Source organism: Ruegeria sp. HKCCA5763, from assembly GCF_013034545.1.
Classification (GTDB): domain Bacteria; phylum Pseudomonadota; class Alphaproteobacteria; order Rhodobacterales; family Rhodobacteraceae; genus Ruegeria.
Genome location: NZ_WQGF01000012.1, coordinates 86308 through 104523, shown reverse-complemented (window position 1 = coordinate 104523; position 18216 = coordinate 86308). Strand labels below are relative to the sequence as shown.

The 18216-nt window shown below is 58.9% G+C and carries 22 protein-coding genes; 11 read left to right on the top strand and 11 right to left on the bottom strand.

Features of this window, described 5'->3' with window-relative positions; all coding sequences use genetic code 11:
- Positions 1 to 59: 59 nt before the first annotated feature.
- The 6 genes from ispH (at position 60) to GOV89_RS18685 (ending at position 3791) form a co-directional block, all read left to right on the top strand.
- Positions 60 to 1010 carry a 4-hydroxy-3-methylbut-2-enyl diphosphate reductase gene (ispH, locus tag GOV89_RS18710; RefSeq protein WP_171238806.1) on the top strand — a complete coding sequence of 317 codons (951 nt, stop codon included), beginning with the start codon at positions 60 to 62 and terminating at the stop codon, positions 1008 to 1010.
- Entirely contained in the window at positions 1007 to 1459 is a 453-nt protein-coding gene (locus GOV89_RS18705) for a DUF3429 domain-containing protein (RefSeq protein ID WP_171238805.1), read from the top strand. Before ispH ends, GOV89_RS18705 begins: the two co-directional genes overlap by 4 nt.
- The gene (locus GOV89_RS18700; protein WP_171238804.1) at positions 1456 to 2043 is read left to right on the top strand and encodes a class I SAM-dependent methyltransferase; all 588 of its coding nucleotides are present in this window, start codon (positions 1456 to 1458) and stop codon (positions 2041 to 2043) included. The genes GOV89_RS18705 and GOV89_RS18700 overlap by 4 nt, the downstream gene beginning before the upstream one ends.
- Entirely contained in the window at positions 2036 to 2503 is a 468-nt protein-coding gene (gene rnhA, locus GOV89_RS18695) for a ribonuclease HI (RefSeq protein ID WP_171238803.1), read from the top strand. Before GOV89_RS18700 ends, rnhA begins: the two co-directional genes overlap by 8 nt.
- Positions 2500 to 3123 carry a trimeric intracellular cation channel family protein gene (locus tag GOV89_RS18690; protein WP_171180802.1) on the top strand — a complete coding sequence of 208 codons (624 nt, stop codon included), beginning with the start codon at positions 2500 to 2502 and terminating at the stop codon, positions 3121 to 3123. The genes rnhA and GOV89_RS18690 overlap by 4 nt, the downstream gene beginning before the upstream one ends.
- A gap of 65 nt (positions 3124 to 3188) precedes the next feature.
- Positions 3189 to 3791 (top strand): alpha/beta hydrolase, encoded by a 603-nt coding sequence (locus GOV89_RS18685; RefSeq protein WP_371810652.1) that lies wholly within the window; start codon positions 3189 to 3191, stop codon positions 3789 to 3791.
- A gap of 1 nt (position 3792) precedes the next feature.
- Here GOV89_RS18685 and speB read toward each other — a convergent pair whose 3' ends face one another.
- The 6 genes from speB to def (GOV89_RS18655) are packed head-to-tail and all read right to left on the bottom strand — an operon-like array spanning position 3793 to position 7082.
- On the bottom strand, positions 3793 to 4614 hold the full coding sequence (speB, locus tag GOV89_RS18680) for an agmatinase (protein WP_171238802.1): 822 nt from the start codon (positions 4612 to 4614) through the stop codon (positions 3793 to 3795).
- Positions 4615 to 4674: 60 nt separating this feature from the next.
- Positions 4675 to 4911: a GlsB/YeaQ/YmgE family stress response membrane protein gene (locus tag GOV89_RS18675; RefSeq protein WP_171180806.1), complete on the bottom strand. Its 237-nt coding sequence runs from the start codon at positions 4909 to 4911 to the stop codon at positions 4675 to 4677.
- A 1-nt stretch (position 4912) separates the two neighbouring features.
- Positions 4913 to 5149 carry a hypothetical protein gene (locus GOV89_RS18670; protein WP_171180808.1) on the bottom strand — a complete coding sequence of 79 codons (237 nt, stop codon included), beginning with the start codon at positions 5147 to 5149 and terminating at the stop codon, positions 4913 to 4915.
- 6 nt (positions 5150 to 5155) lie between these two features.
- Positions 5156 to 6070 (bottom strand): methionyl-tRNA formyltransferase, encoded by a 915-nt coding sequence (fmt, locus tag GOV89_RS18665; protein ID WP_171238801.1) that lies wholly within the window; start codon positions 6068 to 6070, stop codon positions 5156 to 5158.
- Positions 6071 to 6072: 2 nt separating this feature from the next.
- Positions 6073 to 6567 carry a peptide deformylase gene (def, locus tag GOV89_RS18660; RefSeq protein ID WP_171238800.1) on the bottom strand — a complete coding sequence of 165 codons (495 nt, stop codon included), beginning with the start codon at positions 6565 to 6567 and terminating at the stop codon, positions 6073 to 6075.
- Positions 6564 to 7082 (bottom strand): peptide deformylase, encoded by a 519-nt coding sequence (gene def / locus GOV89_RS18655; RefSeq protein ID WP_171096140.1) that lies wholly within the window; start codon positions 7080 to 7082, stop codon positions 6564 to 6566. Before def (GOV89_RS18655) ends, def (GOV89_RS18660) begins: the two co-directional genes overlap by 4 nt.
- A gap of 94 nt (positions 7083 to 7176) precedes the next feature.
- On the opposite strand from def (GOV89_RS18655), the gene GOV89_RS18650 reads away from it, so the two are divergent.
- Positions 7177 to 8349 carry a MalY/PatB family protein gene (locus GOV89_RS18650; RefSeq protein WP_171238799.1) on the top strand — a complete coding sequence of 391 codons (1173 nt, stop codon included), beginning with the start codon at positions 7177 to 7179 and terminating at the stop codon, positions 8347 to 8349.
- Positions 8350 to 8593: 244 nt separating this feature from the next.
- Here the strand turns inward: GOV89_RS18650 and GOV89_RS18645 are convergent, their stop codons facing one another.
- A complete protein-coding gene (locus GOV89_RS18645; RefSeq protein ID WP_171236170.1) occupies positions 8594 to 8947 on the bottom strand; it encodes a hypothetical protein in 354 nt (117 codons plus the stop codon).
- Between the two features lie 212 nt (positions 8948 to 9159).
- Here GOV89_RS18645 and GOV89_RS18640 point away from each other — a divergent pair, with 212 nt between their 5' ends.
- Positions 9160 to 10149 carry a glutathione S-transferase family protein gene (locus tag GOV89_RS18640; protein ID WP_171238798.1) on the top strand — a complete coding sequence of 330 codons (990 nt, stop codon included), beginning with the start codon at positions 9160 to 9162 and terminating at the stop codon, positions 10147 to 10149.
- On the opposite strand, the gene GOV89_RS18635 is transcribed toward GOV89_RS18640, so the two are convergent.
- A complete protein-coding gene (locus tag GOV89_RS18635) occupies positions 10131 to 10493 on the bottom strand; it encodes a response regulator transcription factor (RefSeq protein ID WP_171180820.1) in 363 nt (120 codons plus the stop codon). The genes GOV89_RS18640 and GOV89_RS18635 overlap by 19 nt on opposite strands.
- A gap of 185 nt (positions 10494 to 10678) precedes the next feature.
- Between GOV89_RS18635 and GOV89_RS18630 the strand changes: the two genes are divergently transcribed.
- Genes GOV89_RS18630 through GOV89_RS18620 form a run of 3 tightly spaced genes read left to right on the top strand, consistent with a single transcriptional unit; the run spans position 10679 to position 13736 of the window.
- Positions 10679 to 11644 carry a threonine-phosphate decarboxylase gene (locus GOV89_RS18630; protein ID WP_171238797.1) on the top strand — a complete coding sequence of 322 codons (966 nt, stop codon included), beginning with the start codon at positions 10679 to 10681 and terminating at the stop codon, positions 11642 to 11644.
- Positions 11641 to 12561 carry an adenosylcobinamide-phosphate synthase CbiB gene (cbiB, locus tag GOV89_RS18625; RefSeq protein ID WP_171180822.1) on the top strand — a complete coding sequence of 307 codons (921 nt, stop codon included), beginning with the start codon at positions 11641 to 11643 and terminating at the stop codon, positions 12559 to 12561. The genes GOV89_RS18630 and cbiB overlap by 4 nt, the downstream gene beginning before the upstream one ends.
- 11 nt (positions 12562 to 12572) lie before the next feature.
- A complete protein-coding gene (locus GOV89_RS18620; RefSeq protein ID WP_171180981.1) occupies positions 12573 to 13736 on the top strand; it encodes a lytic murein transglycosylase in 1164 nt (387 codons plus the stop codon).
- A 15-nt stretch (positions 13737 to 13751) separates the two neighbouring features.
- Here the strand turns inward: GOV89_RS18620 and GOV89_RS18615 are convergent, their stop codons facing one another.
- From GOV89_RS18615 to GOV89_RS18605, 3 genes are all read right to left on the bottom strand, one after another.
- Positions 13752 to 14090, bottom strand: coding sequence for an acyl-CoA thioesterase (locus GOV89_RS18615; RefSeq protein ID WP_171180982.1), 339 nt, complete (start codon positions 14088 to 14090; stop codon positions 13752 to 13754).
- Positions 14091 to 14313: 223 nt separating this feature from the next.
- Positions 14314 to 14556 carry a hypothetical protein gene (locus GOV89_RS18610; RefSeq protein WP_371810651.1) on the bottom strand — a complete coding sequence of 81 codons (243 nt, stop codon included), beginning with the start codon at positions 14554 to 14556 and terminating at the stop codon, positions 14314 to 14316.
- 161 nt (positions 14557 to 14717) lie between these two features.
- Positions 14718 to 18173, bottom strand: coding sequence for a chromosome segregation SMC family protein (locus GOV89_RS18605; protein ID WP_171238796.1), 3456 nt, complete (start codon positions 18171 to 18173; stop codon positions 14718 to 14720).
- Positions 18174 to 18216: the final 43 nt, after the last annotated feature.

Below are 18216 nucleotides of genomic sequence, written 5' to 3'. Positions count from 1 at the left end.
ATCTCCTGTCTGGACCAAGGCCGTGAAAAGACTTACCTGTGCCTTAAGGAGACAACTCAATGACAAAGCCACCACTGACACTTTACCTTGCCGCTCCCCGGGGTTTCTGCGCCGGTGTGGATCGTGCCATCAAGATCGTTGAAATGGCCCTGCAAAAATGGGGACCTCCGGTCTATGTGCGCCATGAGATCGTGCACAATAAATTTGTCGTCGACGGATTGCGAGACAAGGGCGCGGTCTTTGTCGAGGAGCTACATGAATGCCCTGATGATCGTCCGGTGATATTTTCCGCTCATGGCGTCCCGAAGTCAGTGCCCGCCGAGGCCTCAAAGCGCGAGATGATCTATGTGGACGCGACCTGCCCGTTGGTCTCGAAAGTGCATGTCGAGGCACAGCGCCATGCGGATGCGGGGTTGCAGATGATCATGATCGGCCACAAGGGCCATCCCGAGACCGTTGGCACCATGGGACAATTGCCCGAGGGCGATGTTCTGTTGGTTGAAACCGTCGAAGATGTGGTCACGGTTGATGTTCGCGATCCAAAGAAACTTGCTTTTGTCACCCAGACCACCCTGTCGGTTGATGACACCAAGGACATCATAGCTGCACTTCAGGCCCGGTTCCCGGCCATTGTCGGACCACACAAGGAAGACATTTGCTATGCCACGACGAACCGGCAAGAGGCCGTCAAGGCCGTGGCGCCTAAGGCAGACGCTCTGCTGGTTGTGGGTGCGCCGAACTCATCGAACTCGCGCCGTCTGGTCGAGGTCGCCTCGCGCGAGGGCTGCAAATACGCGCAACTGGTGCAGCGCGCCACCGAGATCGATTGGCGCGCGTTGGATGGGATCTCATCCGTGGCCGTCACCGCAGGCGCATCGGCCCCAGAGCTTTTGGTGAACGAAGTGATCGACGCCTTCCGCGCGCATTATGATGTCACCGTCGAATTGGTCGAGACAGCCGTCGAGAACGTCGAATTCAAAGTCCCCCGCGTCCTGAGGCAACCAGCGTGATTGGAGCACCAAAGGCGCCGCTTTTTCTGGGGCTCGCGGGGCTGATCCCGTTTGTTTGGGGTGCGCTGACCTACCTGAGCGGCGACCTGAACGCCTGGGGCGCACAAAACCTTGGCGCGCGTTTTGTGGGACCGTACGTGCAGTTGTTTTATGGCTCGGTCATCTTGAGTTTCATGTCAGGTGTTCTTTGGGGCTTTGCAACTAAAACCTCGGGCAGCAAGGCAGGTTTGTGCTACACTCTGTCGGTCCTGCCCGCGCTTTGGGCCTTTTTCATGACAGGCGGCGGACCGGTTCAAGCAGGTACAAACCTGATTTACGGGTTTGCCGGTTTGTTGATTCTTGATGCCCTGTTCACTTTTTGGCGGCTGACGCCGGTCTGGTGGATGCGGTTGCGCGTCCTGCTGACCGCCGTCGTTGTCGCCAGCCTTGCCGTCGGAGTTTATATGTGACCGACAAACGCACGATCAGCGCCTACACCAACCGATTGGCCGAGTATCTGAATATCCCGTTGCCGCCGGAACAGCTTGAGGCGCGCCAGGCATTTGCTGATGCAGTCGACACTGGGGGCTATGTGCTGGACCTGGGGTCCGGGCCCGGATCAGACAGCAGCTTTCTGATGCGTCAAGGGCTGACGGTACGGGCGCTGGACGTAACGCCTGCCTTTGTTGACCACGCCCGCGACAACGGCGTGGATGCGCATTTGGGCACGTTCAACGACGTCACGGAAACGTCCGTCTATGATGGTGTTTATGCCAGCTTCTCCTTGCTTCATGCGCCGCGCACAGATTTCCCCGGCCACCTTCGGGCAATTCATGAAGCCCTAAAGCCCAAAGGTCAGTTGTTTTTGGGCATGAAACTGGGCACGGGCGAACACAGGGACGCGCTTGATCGTTACTTTACCTATTATACCGAAGTCGAGATCGAAGACGCTCTGACCCAGGCTGGGTTCACGATTGACCGCACCGTCAAAGGGATGGGCAAAGGTCTGGCCGGGTCTTACGAAGGATACATGCTGGTGTTTGCTCATGCCTGACTTGTTTGCCTATACCGACGGTGCCTGTTCCGGCAATCCAGGCCCCGGAGGCTGGGGCGTGCTTTTGCGTGCAATGGACGGGGACACTGTCTTGAAAGAGCGTGAGTTAAACGGGGGCGAGGCCGAGACAACCAACAACCGGATGGAGTTGCTGGCCGCCATCTCGGCCTTGGAAACGCTTGAGCGTTCCTCGAAAATCACCATCGTGACTGACAGCGCCTATGTTAAGAACGGCGTCACCGGCTGGATCTTTGGCTGGAAGCGCAATGGCTGGAAAACCTCGAACAAGAAGCCAGTAAAGAATGTCGATCTGTGGCAACGCCTGGACCAGGCGCAAGACCGGCATGATGTGACCTGGGAATGGGTCAAGGGTCATGCGGGCCATCCGGAGAATGAAAAGGCCGACGAACTGGCCCGCGCGGGCATGGCCCCATTCAAACCTAAGAAGGCGCAGGCGTGACCGCGCTTTCGCTGCTGGATTACGCCTCGGTCCTGATATTTGCTCTGACCGGGGCTTTGGTGGCAAGCCGTGCCCAGCTGGATCTGGTTGGGTTTGCTTTCATGGCTTGCCTAACCGCAGTCGGCGGCGGCACAGTGCGTGATCTGTTGTTGGACCGACATCCGATCTTTTGGGTCGGTCAGCCGGATTACATCCTGATCGCCGTTGCCGCTTCAGTGCTGGTGTTCTTTACCGCACACCTGATGGAAAGCCGCTACAACTGGCTGATCTGGCTGGACAGTTTCGCTCTGTCGGTTGCCGTCGCTGCCGGGACAGGCGCTGCGCTGTCATTGGACCAATCCGGCGTCATCGTCGTGTTGATGGGCGTAACAACCGGGTGTCTGGGCGGGCTGATGCGCGACGTGGTCTGCAACGAGGTGCCGCTGGTGCTGAAGCAGGGCGAGCTTTATGTTTCATGCGCTTTTGCGGGGTCGTTGACGGCAGTTCTGGCCGTTCAGGCCGGAACGGAGCCCGCGCTTGCACTGGCTTTGTGCGCGTTGGTCTGCTGGGCCTTGCGGGCTGGGTCACTGGTGTTTGGCTGGCAATTGCCCGTCTACAAAAGCCGCCCACCGCGCAACTGAGCCTGTCGATGGACGTCAAAGCAATGTGCTGATACCTCTGTGAACATTGCAGCCCGGAGGCCAGCGTGATCTTTAGACTAACATCATTTGCAGCCTGTCTGACCCTGCTAGCCTCATGCGGGGAATACTACACACCAGTCAGTTTCGTTGCGCAGGGCGACCAGATCATTGCCTCCGGCACAATTGATGAAACAACGTTATCCGCTTTTGAGGAGGTCATCGCAAAAAACCCCGAAGCCCGAATTTTGGTTCTTCAATACATCGAAGGATCAGTGGACGATGATGCCAATGTCATCTTCAGCCGCGAAGTGCGCAGGGCCGGTTTCGATACGGTCGTTCCTTCAAACGGTCTGGTCGCCAGCGGCGGCACCGATCTGTTTCTGGCTGGAAACCGCCGCACCCTGCAGCCGGGGGCCTGTGTCGGCGTTCACAGCTGGGCCGGATCGGGATTGGTGGCGACAGAATTGCCCGAGGACGACCCGGAACATGACCGGTACCTGGACTATTTCAAAGACATCGGAGTGGATGAGGAGTTTTACTGGTATACCCTGTTCGCTGCCCCAGCCGACAGCATGCACTGGATGACCGCCGCTGAGGCGAACCAATACGACATGACCACGCGGGGTGCTCCGGCGCTTGGATCGGCCACGGTCTGCGGCGAGCGGTAAATCACCCCGTCAGCAAGCGCGCACCGATTTCCTTGACGAATTTTGCGGCCACCATTGCGGTCATACCGTAAGGGTCGCGATGCGGATTGAGCTCGACAATGTCTGCCCCGACTAATTGACCTTCGAACCGGTGGATCAGGTCGATGACCTCGCGCGTGCTTAAACCTCCGGGTTCGTGATGCGAGACACCGGGGGCAAAAGCAGGATCCAGCGCATCCAGATCCAGTGACAAATAGACAGGGCCATCAAAGGAAATCTGCAGGTCGGGGCTCCAGTTTCGCATGTCGATCACCTCGACCCCGAATTTATCAGCCTGTTCGCGCTGATGGGCGTTCATGGTGCGGATGCCGACCTGCACCAATCGGTTGATCGGGCAATTCTCCATCACCCGCGCAAAGGGACAGCCATGGCCCAGTGGGCCGATGTCTTGCTGGTCGTACAGATCAGGATGGCTGTCGATATGCAGGATGTTCAACCCTTGGTAACGATCCGCATGGGCTTTGATCAGCGGATAGGCGACGGAATGATCCCCGCCCAGAGACAACAGGCGCGCGCCGGTTGCGATCCGCTTGGCTGCTTCGGCTTCGATCCGGTCAATCGGTTCCTGTCCGCGCATTTCGAACACGTCAAGATCTCCGGCATCGCAAAATCGCATGCTTGCACCCAGATCAGTGCCATCCTCAGCAGTCAGGTTGGCGGCGCCGGAATGCAGCGCCTCGCGGATGCGTCCGGGGGCAAAGGCCGGGCCTTGCAGGAACGAGGAATGCAGATCCAGAGGCACCCCCATCAGGGCTACATCCCCAGGCTTCAGATCGTACTGCATCAAGATCCTCCAAATCGTTTAGACACGATCTGGCCGGGCAAAAGGCGATAGGTCAAGGGGTTAGCGGCGCAGGTAAGTCTGCCAGATCCAGATCACCAGCAACGCACCAAGGATCGCCCCGACAAAGCCAGACATCCAACCCATGACCGTCGCCAGAAACCGCAGCAGAAGCCCTCCGATCAGAGCCCCAATAATGCCGATCAACATGGTTGTCGGGATATCCGCCTCGATCCGCATCAGTCGGGTGGCCAGAAATCCGGCGGCAGCACCGATGACGATCAGGGCGACAATGGGCATCTCATTTCCTCCAGTGGGTCGGCACAATGATCAGGGCACCAACGGATGAGATCACCGCATCCAGACCCGGAGGACCAAAGCTGATGCCGAACATGATGCGCAAGAAATAGAACAAAAATGCCCCGCCTACACAGATGATGATCGATTGCAAATAGCCGTTATGGGTAAAACCGGTCTGTTCGGACAGGTAGCCCACGATCCCCGCAATCACGACGGTGCCCATCAACACCATGAACATATGGCTTTACTCCGAAGATAACCGAGTGCCAGTTGGTATTGCCCAGCCCCGCAGAAAGGTTTCCCTATCCTGCGCGCCTTTGCCTGCCCTTTGCAAGCGCAGCAGTTCAACGGCCCCCTGCCCACAAGCCACATGCAGATCCTGGTTCAGAACCTCACCCGGTGCGCCCTGCCCCTCTGCAAGGCGCGACGCCAGCAGCTTGATGCGTTCACCATCCATTTCGGTCCAAGCCCCGGGAAAAGGCGAAAGGCCCCGGATTTTCCGGTCAACCTCGACCGACGGGCGGCTCCAGTCGATGCGCGCCTCAGACTTGTCGATCTTAGCGGCATAGGTCACACCGCTCTCAGGTTGCGGTTCGGGCACCAGGTCCGGCAGCTTGGCAAGTGCGTCGACGATCAACACGGCCCCAAGGATCGAAAGCCGGTCATGCAGTTGCGCGGTGGTTTCTTCGGATTCAATTTCAGTTGCCTGCCGCAGCAAAACCGGACCAGTGTCCAGACCAGCCTCCATCTGCATGATGCAAATCCCGGTCTCGGCATCGCCGGACATGATCGCCCGATGAATCGGCGCAGCCCCGCGCCAACGCGGCAGCAGGCTGGCGTGGATGTTCAGGCACCCATGCTTGGGCGCATCCAGAACGGTTTGCGGTAGGATCAGGCCGTAAGCCACCACAACGGCCACATCCGCGTTCAGCGCGGCAAAGGCGTCTTGCTCCTCGGCTGATTTCAGCGAAACGGGATGGCGCACGAGCAAGCCCAGAGCCTCGGCCCGGGCATGAACGGGCGTTGGGCGGTCTTTCTTGCCGCGACCAGCGGGGCGCGGAGGCTGACAATAGACAGCAGCAATTTCGTGCCCGGCCTCGACCAGCGCATCCAGCACCGGAACTGAGAAATCCGGGGTTCCCATGAAGATAACGCGCATCTTTACCCCTGCTTTTTGGCTTTGCGCAGCAGTATGTCGCGTTTGACCTTGCTGAGACGGTCGAAAAACATCTTCCCGTTCAGGTGATCGATCTGATGCTGCACGCTGGTAGCGTCGATCCCGACAAAGTCACGACGGTCCACCATACCCTGTTCGTTCAGGAACTTTACGGTCACTGCACGCGGGCGTTTGATCTTGGCCGAAACGCCGAGCAAGTTCGGGCTGGCCTCTTCATGTTCGCGAAGTTCGATCGAGCTGTGCAGGATTTCCGGGTTCGCCAGACGCACGGCCTTGCCACGTTCTGCTGAACCATCAACCACGGCCAGACGCAGCATCACACCGATCTGTGGCGCGGCCAGACCAACACCGGGCATCGCTTCCATCGTGTCAATCATGTCATCCCACACGGCGCGAATTTCATCGGTGATTTCAGCCACCTCATCCGCTTTGGTGCGCAGACGTTTGTCCGGCCAGGGCAAGCAGGTGCGCACGGTCATGAGCGCGCTTTCTCGCGTTTCAGCTTTTGCATCTTGCGCGTGATCATTTGTCGTTTCAGCGGTTTGAGATAGTCGATGAAGAGCTTGCCGTTCAGATGGTCAATCTCATGCTGCACGCAGGTGGCCCAAAGCCCATCAAAGGTTTCCTGCTGCAGATTGCCGTTTTGATCCATCCAAGTGACATCCACCACCTTAGGGCGGGTCACTTCGGCGTATTGATCGGGGATCGACAGGCAACCTTCCTCATAGACATTGGTCTCATCCGATGATGCGATGACCTCGGGGTTGAACATGATCAGGGGGCGCGGGGTTTCACCTTCTTCCTTGACACAATCCAGAACAATCAACCGATCCAGCACACCGATCTGCGGCGCGGCCAGGCCGATGCCGGGCGCGTCATACATGGTTTCCAGCATGTCATCAGCCAGTTTGCGCAGCTCGTCCGTTAGGTCGCCCACGGGCGCGCAGACCTTCTTCAGGCGGGGATCGGGATGGATCAGGATATTGCGTTTCATGAGGCTGATTTAGGCCATCCCGCCTCGCGCCGCAACGCCCCCCTTGCACCTGCCTGATTTGCGGTTAGCTTTCGTCCAACAGAACGGAGCAGACATGACTTTCAACGACCTGATCGATCGCCGGGGCACCAACAGTTCCAAATGGGATAAGATGGAGATGCTCTATGGTGTCTCACCCGAGGATGGGCTGGCCATGTGGACGGCCGATTCCGACTACCAAACAGCGCCTTGCGTGATCGACGCTTTGCGTAAAGCCGCAGATCAAGGCGTTTTCGGGTATTCGTGGACGCACCCGGATTATCTCGCTTCGATCCAATGGTGGATGAAAAGCCGTCATGACTGGGAAATCGACACGGATTGGATCCTGACGACCCAAGGTCTGGGCAATGCAATCGCGCTGTCGCTGGATGTTTGGACCGAGCCGGGCGATGGCATCGTGATCTTCACCCCGGTCTACCACGAGTTTGCCCATAAAGTGAACAAATCGGGCCGCCGTGTCGTGGAATGCCCGCTGGTGCGTGATGGCGACAGCTATGGGCTTGATTTGGACGACGCGCAGTCGCGGCTGGACGGGTCCGAAACGATGCTGCTGTGGTGTTCGCCGCAAAACCCATCGGGTCGGGTCTGGACGCCAGAGGAACTGTGCGCTGTGGCCGCGTTTGCCGAACGCAACGGCTTGATCCTGGTGTCCGATGAGATCCACCACGATCTGGTTTACCCCGGCACCAAATTTGTGCCGATGGATGTGGCAGCGCCTGATGCACGGCCTTGGACCGTGACCCTGACCGCGGCGTCAAAGACCTTCAACATCGCGGGTCAGCGCACTGGCAACATGATCATCCCCAACCCAAAACTACGCACAGCTATGAAGAACCGGCTACAGGCGCTGGATTACGATCCCGGTGCATTGGGCGTGGAAATGATCACCGCCGCTTACAGCCCGGAAGGGGCCGAATGGGTGGATGCCCAGGTCGCACATCTGGAAGGCAACAAGCGTTTGTTTGATCAGACCATTGCCGGGATTCCGGGCCTGTGGTCGATGCCATTGCAGGCGACTTATCTTGCCTGGGTCGATTTCTCGGGCACCGGTATGGACCATGACGAGTTTGTCCGCCGCCTGCGTGAGGACGCAAAAATTGCAACCTCCTCAGGCCCCGGTTTCGGAACGGGGGGCGAAACGTTTGAGCGGTTCAACCTCGCCACCCAGCGCGCGCGGGTCGAAGAAGCCTGTACGCGGTTGAATCGGGCCTTCGGTGATTTGCAGTAAGTCATGATTTGGCTGGGATTGGTGTACCTGGCCCCGTTGACCGTATGTGCCAGCCAGCTTGGCTTGCACTTTTTGTGCCTAGCCCATCCGCGTCTTCAGTTACGCCCCGAACTTAACGTTTCGATCCTAACCTGATCGAGAAAACCGCCCGAAGACCGGACATAAGGCCAGATTGCATCGTCGAACGCCTGAATGGCCACCATTGGAGCCTGACTAAAACCGGTACAACGAAAGAAATCAGGCCTTAATCTTCGTGCCCCAACAAAGCAATCGGCGCGTCCGGCGCGCGATAGAAATCCAGCGGAGCCCTGTCATGCGCCGCCGTGCTGCGTTTGAATTCATACCGCATCTCACCACCCTCATCTTCGTCCGCGACGATCAGACATTGGTAGAGATGGTTGGCCCCATCATAGATATCGACCAGACCGCGCAAACGCGGCGTAGTTTCAGCCTCAACTGTGAATCCATCCTTCCACAATTTGAGGATTTTGTAGGTATTGTTGCCCATTTCCACCCTTAGACGGCTGGCTTTCTTCAGCGTGGCGATTCGGGCAGCGTCCAACTCGGCGCGTATTTCCTTTGAAACATAAGTACTCATTAATCCGTTCCCCCGTGAATGACTTCTATTGTGCGGGAAAGGTTGTAAAAATCCAGTGAAGGAGATCACGGAAATCGAAGCCGGTACAAATTGTTGCCCGGATATCCCAACCGTGACTGTGCGCTAACGCAGGGATTTTGCGCGGCCATTCGCATAGGAACGGGTCCTGCTTGGGCTTATCTTTGACGAAACGCTCTTGCGGAGGAAAAGGTATGGGCCTGCTGGTCGGCGGAACATGGCACGACACTTGGTATGACACGAAATCGACAGGCGGCGCATTCAAACGCAGCGCGGCGCAATTTCGCAATTGGCTGACAGCCGACGGCAACGCGGGGCCGTCCGGCAAGGGCGGTTTCAAGGCGGAGGCCGGGCGCTATCACCTCTATGTCAGCTATGCCTGCCCATGGGCACATCGCACGCTGATCTTTCGCGAGCTGAAAGGGTTGAGCGATCTGATTTCAGTCTCTGTTGTGCACACCGACATGTTGGGCAAGGGCTGGACTTTTGAAAAAGACGATCATGGCGCGACGGGCGATGACCTCTATGGGTTCAGCTACGCGCATCAGATCTACACCAAGGCTGACCCCTCCTATTCCGGGCGCGTGACGGTGCCGATCCTGTGGGACAAGCAGCAAGAGACCATTGTCTCGAATGAAAGCTCGGAAATTATCCGCATGTTCAATTCCGCCTTCAACGGGATCACGGGCAACACCGATGACTACTGGCCCGAGGCGATGCGGGACGAAATCGAAGAGGTCAACGCCCGCATCTATTCAGACGTGAACAACGGCGTCTACAAGTCCGGTTTCGCCACTTCACAAGAAGCATATGACACCGCTGTGGGCCCGCTGTTCGAGACACTGGACTGGCTTGAAGAGCGCCTGTCCCGCAATCGGTATTTGATGGGGGGTCGGATCACCGAGGCTGACTGGCGACTGTTCACAACACTGATCCGTTTTGATCCGGTCTATCACTTGCATTTCAAGTGCAACAAGCGCCGTCTGATCGACTACCCCAACCTTTGGGCCTATACGCGTGAGTTGTATCAGTGGCCGGGTGTCGCGCCCACGGTGAACATGAACCATATCGTGCGCCACTATCACTTTAGCCACAACAGCATCAATCCACACCGGATCATCCCGACGAACCCTGTGCTGGACTATATGGAACCGCACCGACGCGATCAGCGCCCCGCTGCGTAATGTTCAACCATCGCCGCCAGGTCCTCTGGCGGTGTTTCGCTTTGCACATAGGCACAGGCATTCGGGCTGTGGGCAAAGATCGAACCGTCCGAGAAAAAGGTGGTGTTGGTGACAAAGATCACCCGCGCCTCGGGGCGGCGATAGCTTGCGAAATCGGCCACGGCTAATGCGCTGCCGGTTTCCAGAACCAGATCCAGCACGATGATTTCGAAATCCGTGCCGTAAAGCGCCAGAATGGCGGCCTCCTGCGTCTCGACCAGCGTGACCTCGGCGCCTTGCCGTTCCAGATGCCTTTTCCAGACCCGACCAAGGTCGGGGTTACTCTCAACAATCAGAACTTTCATTTGCAACAACCTCGGCACTTGATATGGTGAGTGGTGCCGACCCCCGTGATCCGTGATCTCGTTATTTCCTTTACAAAGTGTTAACAGCGCCCCCACAGCTCCGTGATCTAGCGGATTTGCTTGTAAAAGAGGCGAAAATCCGCTTGAAACGCGCCAAAACCGGTCATTTCCCGCAGAGAGAGCAGATGAGCACATTGGATCACGGTCTGGACCCACGCGCGGTGCGCGACCACGGCGGCGGGCTGGACAGAGCGATCATCAGATATGGCGGTCAACGTGGCGACTGGATTGATCTGTCGACCGGCATCAACCCACATCCCTATGAGATTACAGGACTGACCGCAGGGGATTGGACTGAGCTGCCGGATCATGGTGCTTTTGAACGACTTAGCAATGCCGCGCGCCGGTTCTGGAACGTGCCGGATGGGGCAGCGATCCTTCCCGCACCCGGGGCATCAGCCATTATCGCCCGAATCCCAGCCCTGGCTAAATCCGGCACGGTTCAAATCACGCCACCCACCTATAACGAACACGCGGCCGCCTTTACATCTCAGGGGTGGAGTGTTCAGGCAAACACGCCCGGAGACGCCCGAGTGATCGTGCACCCGAACAATCCCGACGGGCGTATCTGGCTGGAAAGCGATGTCTCTGCCCCGCTGACCGTAATTGATGAAAGCTTTTGCGACGTCACGCCCGACGCCTCTCTGATCCATCTGGCAGACCGCCCCGGCGTGATCGTGTTGAAGAGCTTTGGCAAGTTCTGGGGATTGGCCGGAATGCGACTTGGTTTTGCGATCGGGCGGCCAGATGTGATTGGCCAGCTGAATGCTCTGACTGGCCCCTGGTCGGTGTCAGGCCCTGCCCTGCGGGTCGGAACTCAGGCCCTGTCAGACACCGGCTGGGCGGACTCTATGCGTGCGCGGCTGGCAGATGAGGCATCTCGACTGGATACGCTGCTGACAACCAAAGGTGCCGAGGTCGTTGGCGGCACAAGCCTGTTCCGTCTTTATCAGGTTGATGATGCCGAGAAATGGCGGGATCGGCTTGCTAAGACCCATATCTGGAGCCGCATCTTTCCTTATTCGACCACCTACCTGCGCCTCGGGCTGCCGCCTGCAAACGGGTGGGATCGGCTGGAGGCCGCGCTGTGAGCCTTGGCCTGATGCTGGTCTGTGCCATGTGTCTGGACGCAGCGCTGGGAGAGCCCGACTGGCTATGGTCGCGCGTCAAACACCCGGCAGTGATGATCGGAAATTTGATTGCCTGGCTGGATAATCGCTTAAACCACGGGGCATCACGACGATTGAAAGGTGCGGGCGTGCTTGCCGTACTGGTCGGCGGTGCATGTGGACTTGGATGGGCAATGTCCATGCTGGGGCCTGTGGCCGAGATCCTGCTTTGCACGATCCTGCTGGCACAGAAATCGCTGGTTGAACATGTGCGAGCAGTGGGCGACGGTCTGCTGACCTCAGTGGACGAGGGGCGGGCACAGGTGGCCATGATCGTCTCACGCGATACGCGGGACATGACCGAGGCGCAGGTGGCGCGTTCGGCCATCGAAAGCGCGGCGGAAAACCTCAGCGACGGGGTCATTGCGCCTGCTTTCTGGTTTCTTGTCGCAGGGTTGCCGGGGTTACTGATTTACAAGGCCGTGAATACCGCCGACAGCATGATCGGTTATCGCAATGAAAAGTACAGCGAGTTTGGATGGGCCTCGGCCCGGTTCGATGACCTGCTAAACCTGATCCCTGCCCGCCTGACCTGTGTGCTGATCGTGGCGCTCTCGGGGCAGCGGTCGCGCTGGCGCGAAATTGTGGGGGATGCGCGCCGCCATATCTCGCCCAATGCAGGCTGGCCCGAGGCCGCGATGGCTCGCGCGCTGAACGTCGCCCTGGCAGGGCCACGCAGCTATGATGGAAAGCTGCGGGACCTGGCCTGGGTCAATGGCGACGCGCCGCGCGAGATCGGGGCGGCGGAGGTTTTCCGCGCATGTCACATGTTGTGGAGCGTTTGGGGGCTTGCGCTTGGGCTCGTGTCGGTGTGGGTTGGGGTCAATCTGATTTTCTGACGGGTCTCTTCATGCGTTTACTCTCTGGGCTGATTGCAGCCGCGTTGTTTGCCTCTCCTGCCTTTGCCCAATGTGGGGGTGGGTTCAATTCCTTTGTCAAAGGGCTGAAGACCGAAGCGGTACAACAAGGCTTTGACAAATCCACCGTGAACGCGTTTTTCAAAGGGGTGCAGCAAGACAATGCCGTACTCAGGGCCGACAGGGCGCAAGGGGTGTTTCAGAAACCGTTCATCGAGTTTTCGCGCCGTCTGATTTCAGCCAACCGGATAGAGCGCGGGCAGGCCATGTCGCGCAAATATGATGCGGTCTTTGATCGGATCGAGCGTGAATACGGCATCTCTCGCGGCGTGCTGCTGGCATTCTGGGCGTTCGAGACCGACTATGGGTCATTCCAGGGCGACTTCAACACCCGCAACGCGCTGGTGACTTTGGCGCATGATTGTCGCCGGCCAGAACTCTTCCGCCCACAAATCTTCGCCGCCATCGAACTGTATCAGAACGGCGATTTCGACCCGGCCCGAACAACAGGCGCATGGGCCGGAGAGATTGGAATGGTCCAGATGCTGCCGCGCGACATTTTGGAAAACGGCGTCGACGGTGATGGCGACGGGCATGTCCGCCTGAAAACCTCTGCCGCTGATGCGCTGATGTCCGGGGGCAAAATGCTGTCGCATCTGGGCTGGCGCGCAGGCGAGCCTTGGCTGCAAGAGGTCACGGTGCCCGCACAGATGGACTGGTCCCTGTCCGGCCCCGGCAAACCGCGTTCGGTGGCCGACTGGCAAGCCATGGGCGTGCAGGCGCGCAGCGGGTCGTTGGCCAACTTGCCTGCCTCGCTGATCCTGCCGCAAGGGCGCAATGGTCCGGCCTTTTTGGCCTACCCGAATTTCGACGTCTATTTCGAATGGAATCAGAGCTTTGTCTACGTTCTGACCGCGGCTTATTTTGGTACACGACTGGAAGGGGCACAAATCTATGATGCGGGCAACCCGGCGCAAGGTTTGAATGGCGCGCAAATGAAGCAATTGCAAACCAAACTGCAAGCCAAAGGGTATGACGTGGGCAAGATCGACGGGATTCTTGGGGCCGGCACACGTGCCGCGGTGCAGGCTGAACAGGCCCGCTTGGGCCTGCCTGCAGATGCCTGGCCAACGGTCGACTTGCTGAACCGGCTTTGACTTGGCACGCCGCGTTTAACTGTCGTCGAACACAGGGCGCGGCGCACCGTTGTCGTCCAAAGCGACGAATACGAACTCGGCTTCCGTAACCTTTTTTCCATTCTGCGATTGCCTCGGGCGTGCCCAGACATCCACGTGAACACGAATGGATGTGCGCCCGACATGCGTCAGCGCCGCATACAGTGTCACTTCGTCCCCAACTTTGACCGGTTGCAAGAATTGCATGGCCTCAACGGAAACGGTCGCGGCGCGTCCTTGCGCCACACGCGCCGCCATATTACCCGCCGCCAGATCCATTTGTGACATCAGCCACCCGCCAAAAATATCACCAGCCGGGTTGGTATCCGCGGGCATTGCAATCGTTCGAATGACCAGAACACCTTCGTCCTGCTGACGACCATGTGAGCCGCGTTGCTTTCCTAAAGCGAGCCGGTCGTCGGTGTCTTCTGCCACAGGTTCAATCCCTTCCTAAGCCATAGACTGGCATGGTCCTCCGTTCAGTCTGGCAAGGTTTCCTACCAAAATGAAGAGAGCACCAGCTTTGCGCTCAGGTCGAGCGCCTCAATTTCGAAAAGCATTAATCAGACCGGACGGGATAGCGATCTCCTTTCTGATCAATCAGAATCAGCCGTTCACCGCTTCGTACATAAAGATCACACCGGCTGAATCCGTTTCGATAGGCGATACAAACGCTGCCGTCCTCGGAGATGGAATAGGTGCCGAAAGCCGAGTCTCCGCTGGCATAGGTATAGGAATAAGCCCCACCAGCCGAGAATTTGGCCTGACCATCATCGTAGAAGGTGATCGTTTGGCCTGCCAAAGCGTCAAGCTCTGCTGATGTCAGAGGAGTGTCCCCGGACTTTAAAGGTCAGTCTGCAGCATAAGCAAAGCTTGCTACGAACAGGGCGGGGATCAGAAATCGTGTCATGCGCCCAAGCTAGCGCGATCCGAACGCAAACGTTGTAAACTTGCAGTGAACGGTCACGCGACCATCTGTTCGGCCTTTTTCAGATCAACCGAGACCAGCTGGCTCACGCCTTGTTCCTGCATCGTGACGCCGAACAATCGGTCCATCCGTGCCATTGTAACTGCGTGGTGGGTGATGATCAGAAAGCGTGTGTCGGTTTGGCGGCACATCTCGTCCAGCAAGTCGCAAAAGCGCGTGACGTTGGCGTCGTCCAGCGGCGCGTCGACCTCGTCCAACACACAGATCGGTGCGGGATTGGCGAGGAAGACACCAAAAATCAGCGCGGTCGCAGTAAGGGTTTGTTCCCCGCCCGACAACAGGCTGAGGGTCGACAGTTTCTTGCCCGGCGGCTGGCACATGATCTCAAGCCCCGCATCGAGCGGATCGTCGCTTTCAACCATGACCAAGTTGGCCTCGCCACCCCCAAACAGGTGCTTGAAAAGCATCGCGAAGTTCGAGTTCACCTGTTCAAACGCGGTCAGCAGACGTTCGCGCCCTTCGCGGTTGAGGCTTGCGATACCGCTGCGCAGGGCCTTGATCGCCTCTTCCAAATCGGCCTTTTCGCTGCTGAGCGTGTCGAACTCTTCCTGAACTTCTTTGCTGTCTTCTTCCGCCCGCAGGTTCACCGCACCCATGGCGTCGCGTTGACGCTTGTGGCGGTTCACCTCAGATTCCAGAACATCCGCCGCAGGCATCTGGTCGGGGTTCACATCCAACTGGTTCAGCAACTGGTTCGGGGTCAGTTGTTGATCCTCAGCGATCCGTTCTGCCGCAGCGACCACACTTTCCTTTGCCGCATCACAGCGCGCCTCAGCCGCCGCGCGGCTTTCGCGCGCTTCCGACGCCAGGCGTTCCGCTTCACGTTCTGCCAGAACAACCTCACGCTGCTGGGCCTCAGCCTCGGCCAGCTTGTCCGCAGCCTCTGCCCGGCGCGCTTCGGCAGCTTCGATCAATTCGTTCAGCTCTTCCCGCGCTTCGGCGATTTCTGCCGGTGCGGCCATGGCCTCGGTCAGTTCCTCTTCCGAACTTTCCTTGCGCTCAGCCAATTCCGAAATCCGCTTTTCAGCGGTTTCCAATCGGTGCCGCCACCCGCTGAGATCCTTAGTGACCTCTTGCGAGCGGCGGGTGCGTGCGTCCCCCTCACGACGCAGCTCATCATGGGTCGAACGGTGGGTCAGCATCGTGATCCGCGCCGCCTCGACAGTTTGTTTGATGTCTTCGACCTCGGCACGTGCACTGTCGAGATCGCCCAAGCCATTCAATGCGCCCTCGGCTTCGCGCAGTTGCGCGCGGGCCGCCATAGCGTCTTCCTTGTGGCGATCTACGGCAAGGGTCAAAGTCTCCAGCTTGCCCTGCGCCAGATTACGATCCGCTTCGGCGCGGCTGAGCAAGCGCGCAGTTTCGGCCATGCGCTGATCCGCAGCACGGCGGGCTTCTCGCGCACGGCGGTCGGCCTCAGTCACATCCGCCAATTGCCGCGACAGCGCCTCATGCGCGGCGCGCGCACCTTCTGCCTGCGCCTCGGTGCGGGCAAGTTCCTGTTTCAACGCTTCCAGCTTGTTGAGCTGCTCTAACCGTAGCGCTGCCGCGCTTGGGGCATCCTCGGCCCACGCCCGGAACCCATCCCAACGCCACAGGTCGCCTGAGCGGGATACAAGCCGCTGCCCCGGTTTCAAAGACGCCTGCAAGCGTGCGCCTTGATCAGCATCTATAACACCGATCTGCGCAATCCGACGGCTGAGACGATCCGGGCCGGAGACGTGCAGCGCCAGCGGTTCAACCCCATCCGGCAAAGGCTGATCCCCGTCATAGCCCGCCACCTGCACCCAGCCAGAGGGGCCATCGCCGTCGACCAGCGGCGCGCGCAGATCATCGGCCAACGCGGCGCCCAGAGCCTTTTCAAAGCCCGGCTCGACGCGCAACAAATCCAGCACTTGACCACCTTCAGCGGTGTCGCGTTCCACCAGCTTGGCCAGCGCCGTGGTTTCGGCCCGGATCGCACCAAGCTCACCTTCGGCCTCAGAACGCTGTGCGCGCGCTTCGGCCTCGCGGGCTTGCGTTTCGTTGCGCAGCTCATCTGCAGCAGCCAGAGCCTCTTCTGCGGCTTCCGCTGCTTCTCGGGCTTCCTCTTCGCCCTCAAGGGCTGCTTCGAACGCTTCGCTGGCGCGGGTCAGGGCTGTCTTGGCCTCATCCACAGCCTGTCGTGCCTTTTCCTCTTCGCCCTCAGACCGGGCCAATGTCTTGCGACTGTCTTCTACCAATCGCTGTGCCGATTGATGCCGTGCAACAAGGCGAGCCATATCTTCGGTCTGTTGCGACAGGTGGTCTTCACGGTCCTGCAGAATCGAGGCTGCTTCGCGTGCGATTTCTGCCGCTTCGGCCACTTTCTCGTCATGACCCTCGGCTGCTTTCGCCAGCTCGCGCGCTTCCCATTCCAGGCGCTCGATCATCTGGCCCGCGTCGCGGTTCAGACCGGTTTCTCGTTCAATATCATTGCCAAGCTGCTGGATACGGTTGGTCAGTGTCTCAATGGTTTGCCGCGCGCGGGTTTCCTGATCCGCAAGCTGATCGCGCTGCACCTGCTGGCGTTGCAAGACAGCCGCAGCAATGGCCTCTTCTTCCCGCAAAGGCGGCAAAGTTTCCTCGATTTCAGCCCGTTTTGCAGCAGCGGCGCGCGCCTCAGCTTCGGCACGAGAGGCTTCGGCGATACGTTCACGCAGCTTATCTTCAGCCTGCTGGCGGGCCATATCGGCCTCTTTCCAGCGCCGATAGAGCAGCATCCCTTCGGCCTGACGCAGTTGCTCGCCAATCTCGCGGTATCGTGCAGCTTGGCGGGCCTGGCGCGCCAGTTGAGCCAATTGCCCACCAAGCTGCTCCAGAACGTCATCGACGCGGGTCAGGTTCGCCTCGGTGCCCTTCAGCTTCAATTCGGCTTCGTGACGACGCTGATACAGACCCGAGATCCCAGCAGCTTCTTCCAGAATGCGGCGGCGCGCGCGGGGTTTGGCGTTGATCAATTCGGCGATGCGGTTCTGCCCGACCAGCGCAGGCGAATGCGCCCCGGTCGAGGCATCGGCGAACAGCATCTGTACATCGCGCGCGCGCACATCCTTGCCGTTGGTTTTGTAAGCGCTGCCAACATCGCGGGTGATGCGCCGCACGATCTCCAACTGATCGCTGTCGTTGAACCCGGATGGCGCGAGGCGTTCCGAGTTGTCCATGGTCAGGACAACCTCGGCAAAATTGCGCGCGGGCCGCGTGGCTGCACCGGCAAAAATCACATCCTCCATCGCACCGCCACGCATGGATTTGGGGCGATTCTCGCCCATCACCCATCGCAAAGCTTCCAGAAGGTTGGACTTGCCGCAGCCATTTGGCCCCACCACACCTGTCAACCCGTCCGCGATGATCAGATCGGTCGGATCAACAAAGCTTTTGAAGCCGGTCAGTTTGAGCTTGCTGAAACGCAATGGCAGCGTGTCCCGTGATTCCTATGAGTTGAAAGTCTGCGCA

Coding starts and splice junctions, on each gene's coding strand:
- ispH (WP_171238806.1), top strand. CDS start 60: ATGACAAAGCCACCACTGACACTTTACCTTGCCGCTCCCCGGGGTTTC.
- rnhA (WP_171238803.1), top strand. CDS start 2,036: ATGCCTGACTTGTTTGCCTATACCGACGGTGCCTGTTCCGGCAATCCA.
- speB (WP_171238802.1), bottom strand. CDS start 4,614: ATGCAGTACGATCTGAAGCCTGGGGATGTAGCCCTGATGGGGGTGCCT.
- GOV89_RS18675 (WP_171180806.1), bottom strand. CDS start 4,911: ATGCCCATTGTCGCCCTGATCGTCATCGGTGCTGCCGCCGGATTTCTG.
- GOV89_RS18670 (WP_171180808.1), bottom strand. CDS start 5,149: ATGTTCATGGTGTTGATGGGCACCGTCGTGATTGCGGGGATCGTGGGC.
- fmt (WP_171238801.1), bottom strand. CDS start 6,070: ATGCGCGTTATCTTCATGGGAACCCCGGATTTCTCAGTTCCGGTGCTG.
- def (WP_171238800.1), bottom strand. CDS start 6,567: ATGACCGTGCGCACCTGCTTGCCCTGGCCGGACAAACGTCTGCGCACC.
- def (WP_171096140.1), bottom strand. CDS start 7,082: ATGAAACGCAATATCCTGATCCATCCCGATCCCCGCCTGAAGAAGGTC.
- GOV89_RS18650 (WP_171238799.1), top strand. CDS start 7,177: ATGACTTTCAACGACCTGATCGATCGCCGGGGCACCAACAGTTCCAAA.
- GOV89_RS18645 (WP_171236170.1), bottom strand. CDS start 8,947: ATGAGTACTTATGTTTCAAAGGAAATACGCGCCGAGTTGGACGCTGCC.
- GOV89_RS18640 (WP_171238798.1), top strand. CDS start 9,160: ATGGGCCTGCTGGTCGGCGGAACATGGCACGACACTTGGTATGACACG.
- GOV89_RS18635 (WP_171180820.1), bottom strand. CDS start 10,493: ATGAAAGTTCTGATTGTTGAGAGTAACCCCGACCTTGGTCGGGTCTGG.
- GOV89_RS18630 (WP_171238797.1), top strand. CDS start 10,679: ATGAGCACATTGGATCACGGTCTGGACCCACGCGCGGTGCGCGACCAC.
- GOV89_RS18620 (WP_171180981.1), top strand. CDS start 12,573: ATGCGTTTACTCTCTGGGCTGATTGCAGCCGCGTTGTTTGCCTCTCCT.
- GOV89_RS18615 (WP_171180982.1), bottom strand. CDS start 14,090: ATGCCCGCGGATACCAACCCGGCTGGTGATATTTTTGGCGGGTGGCTG.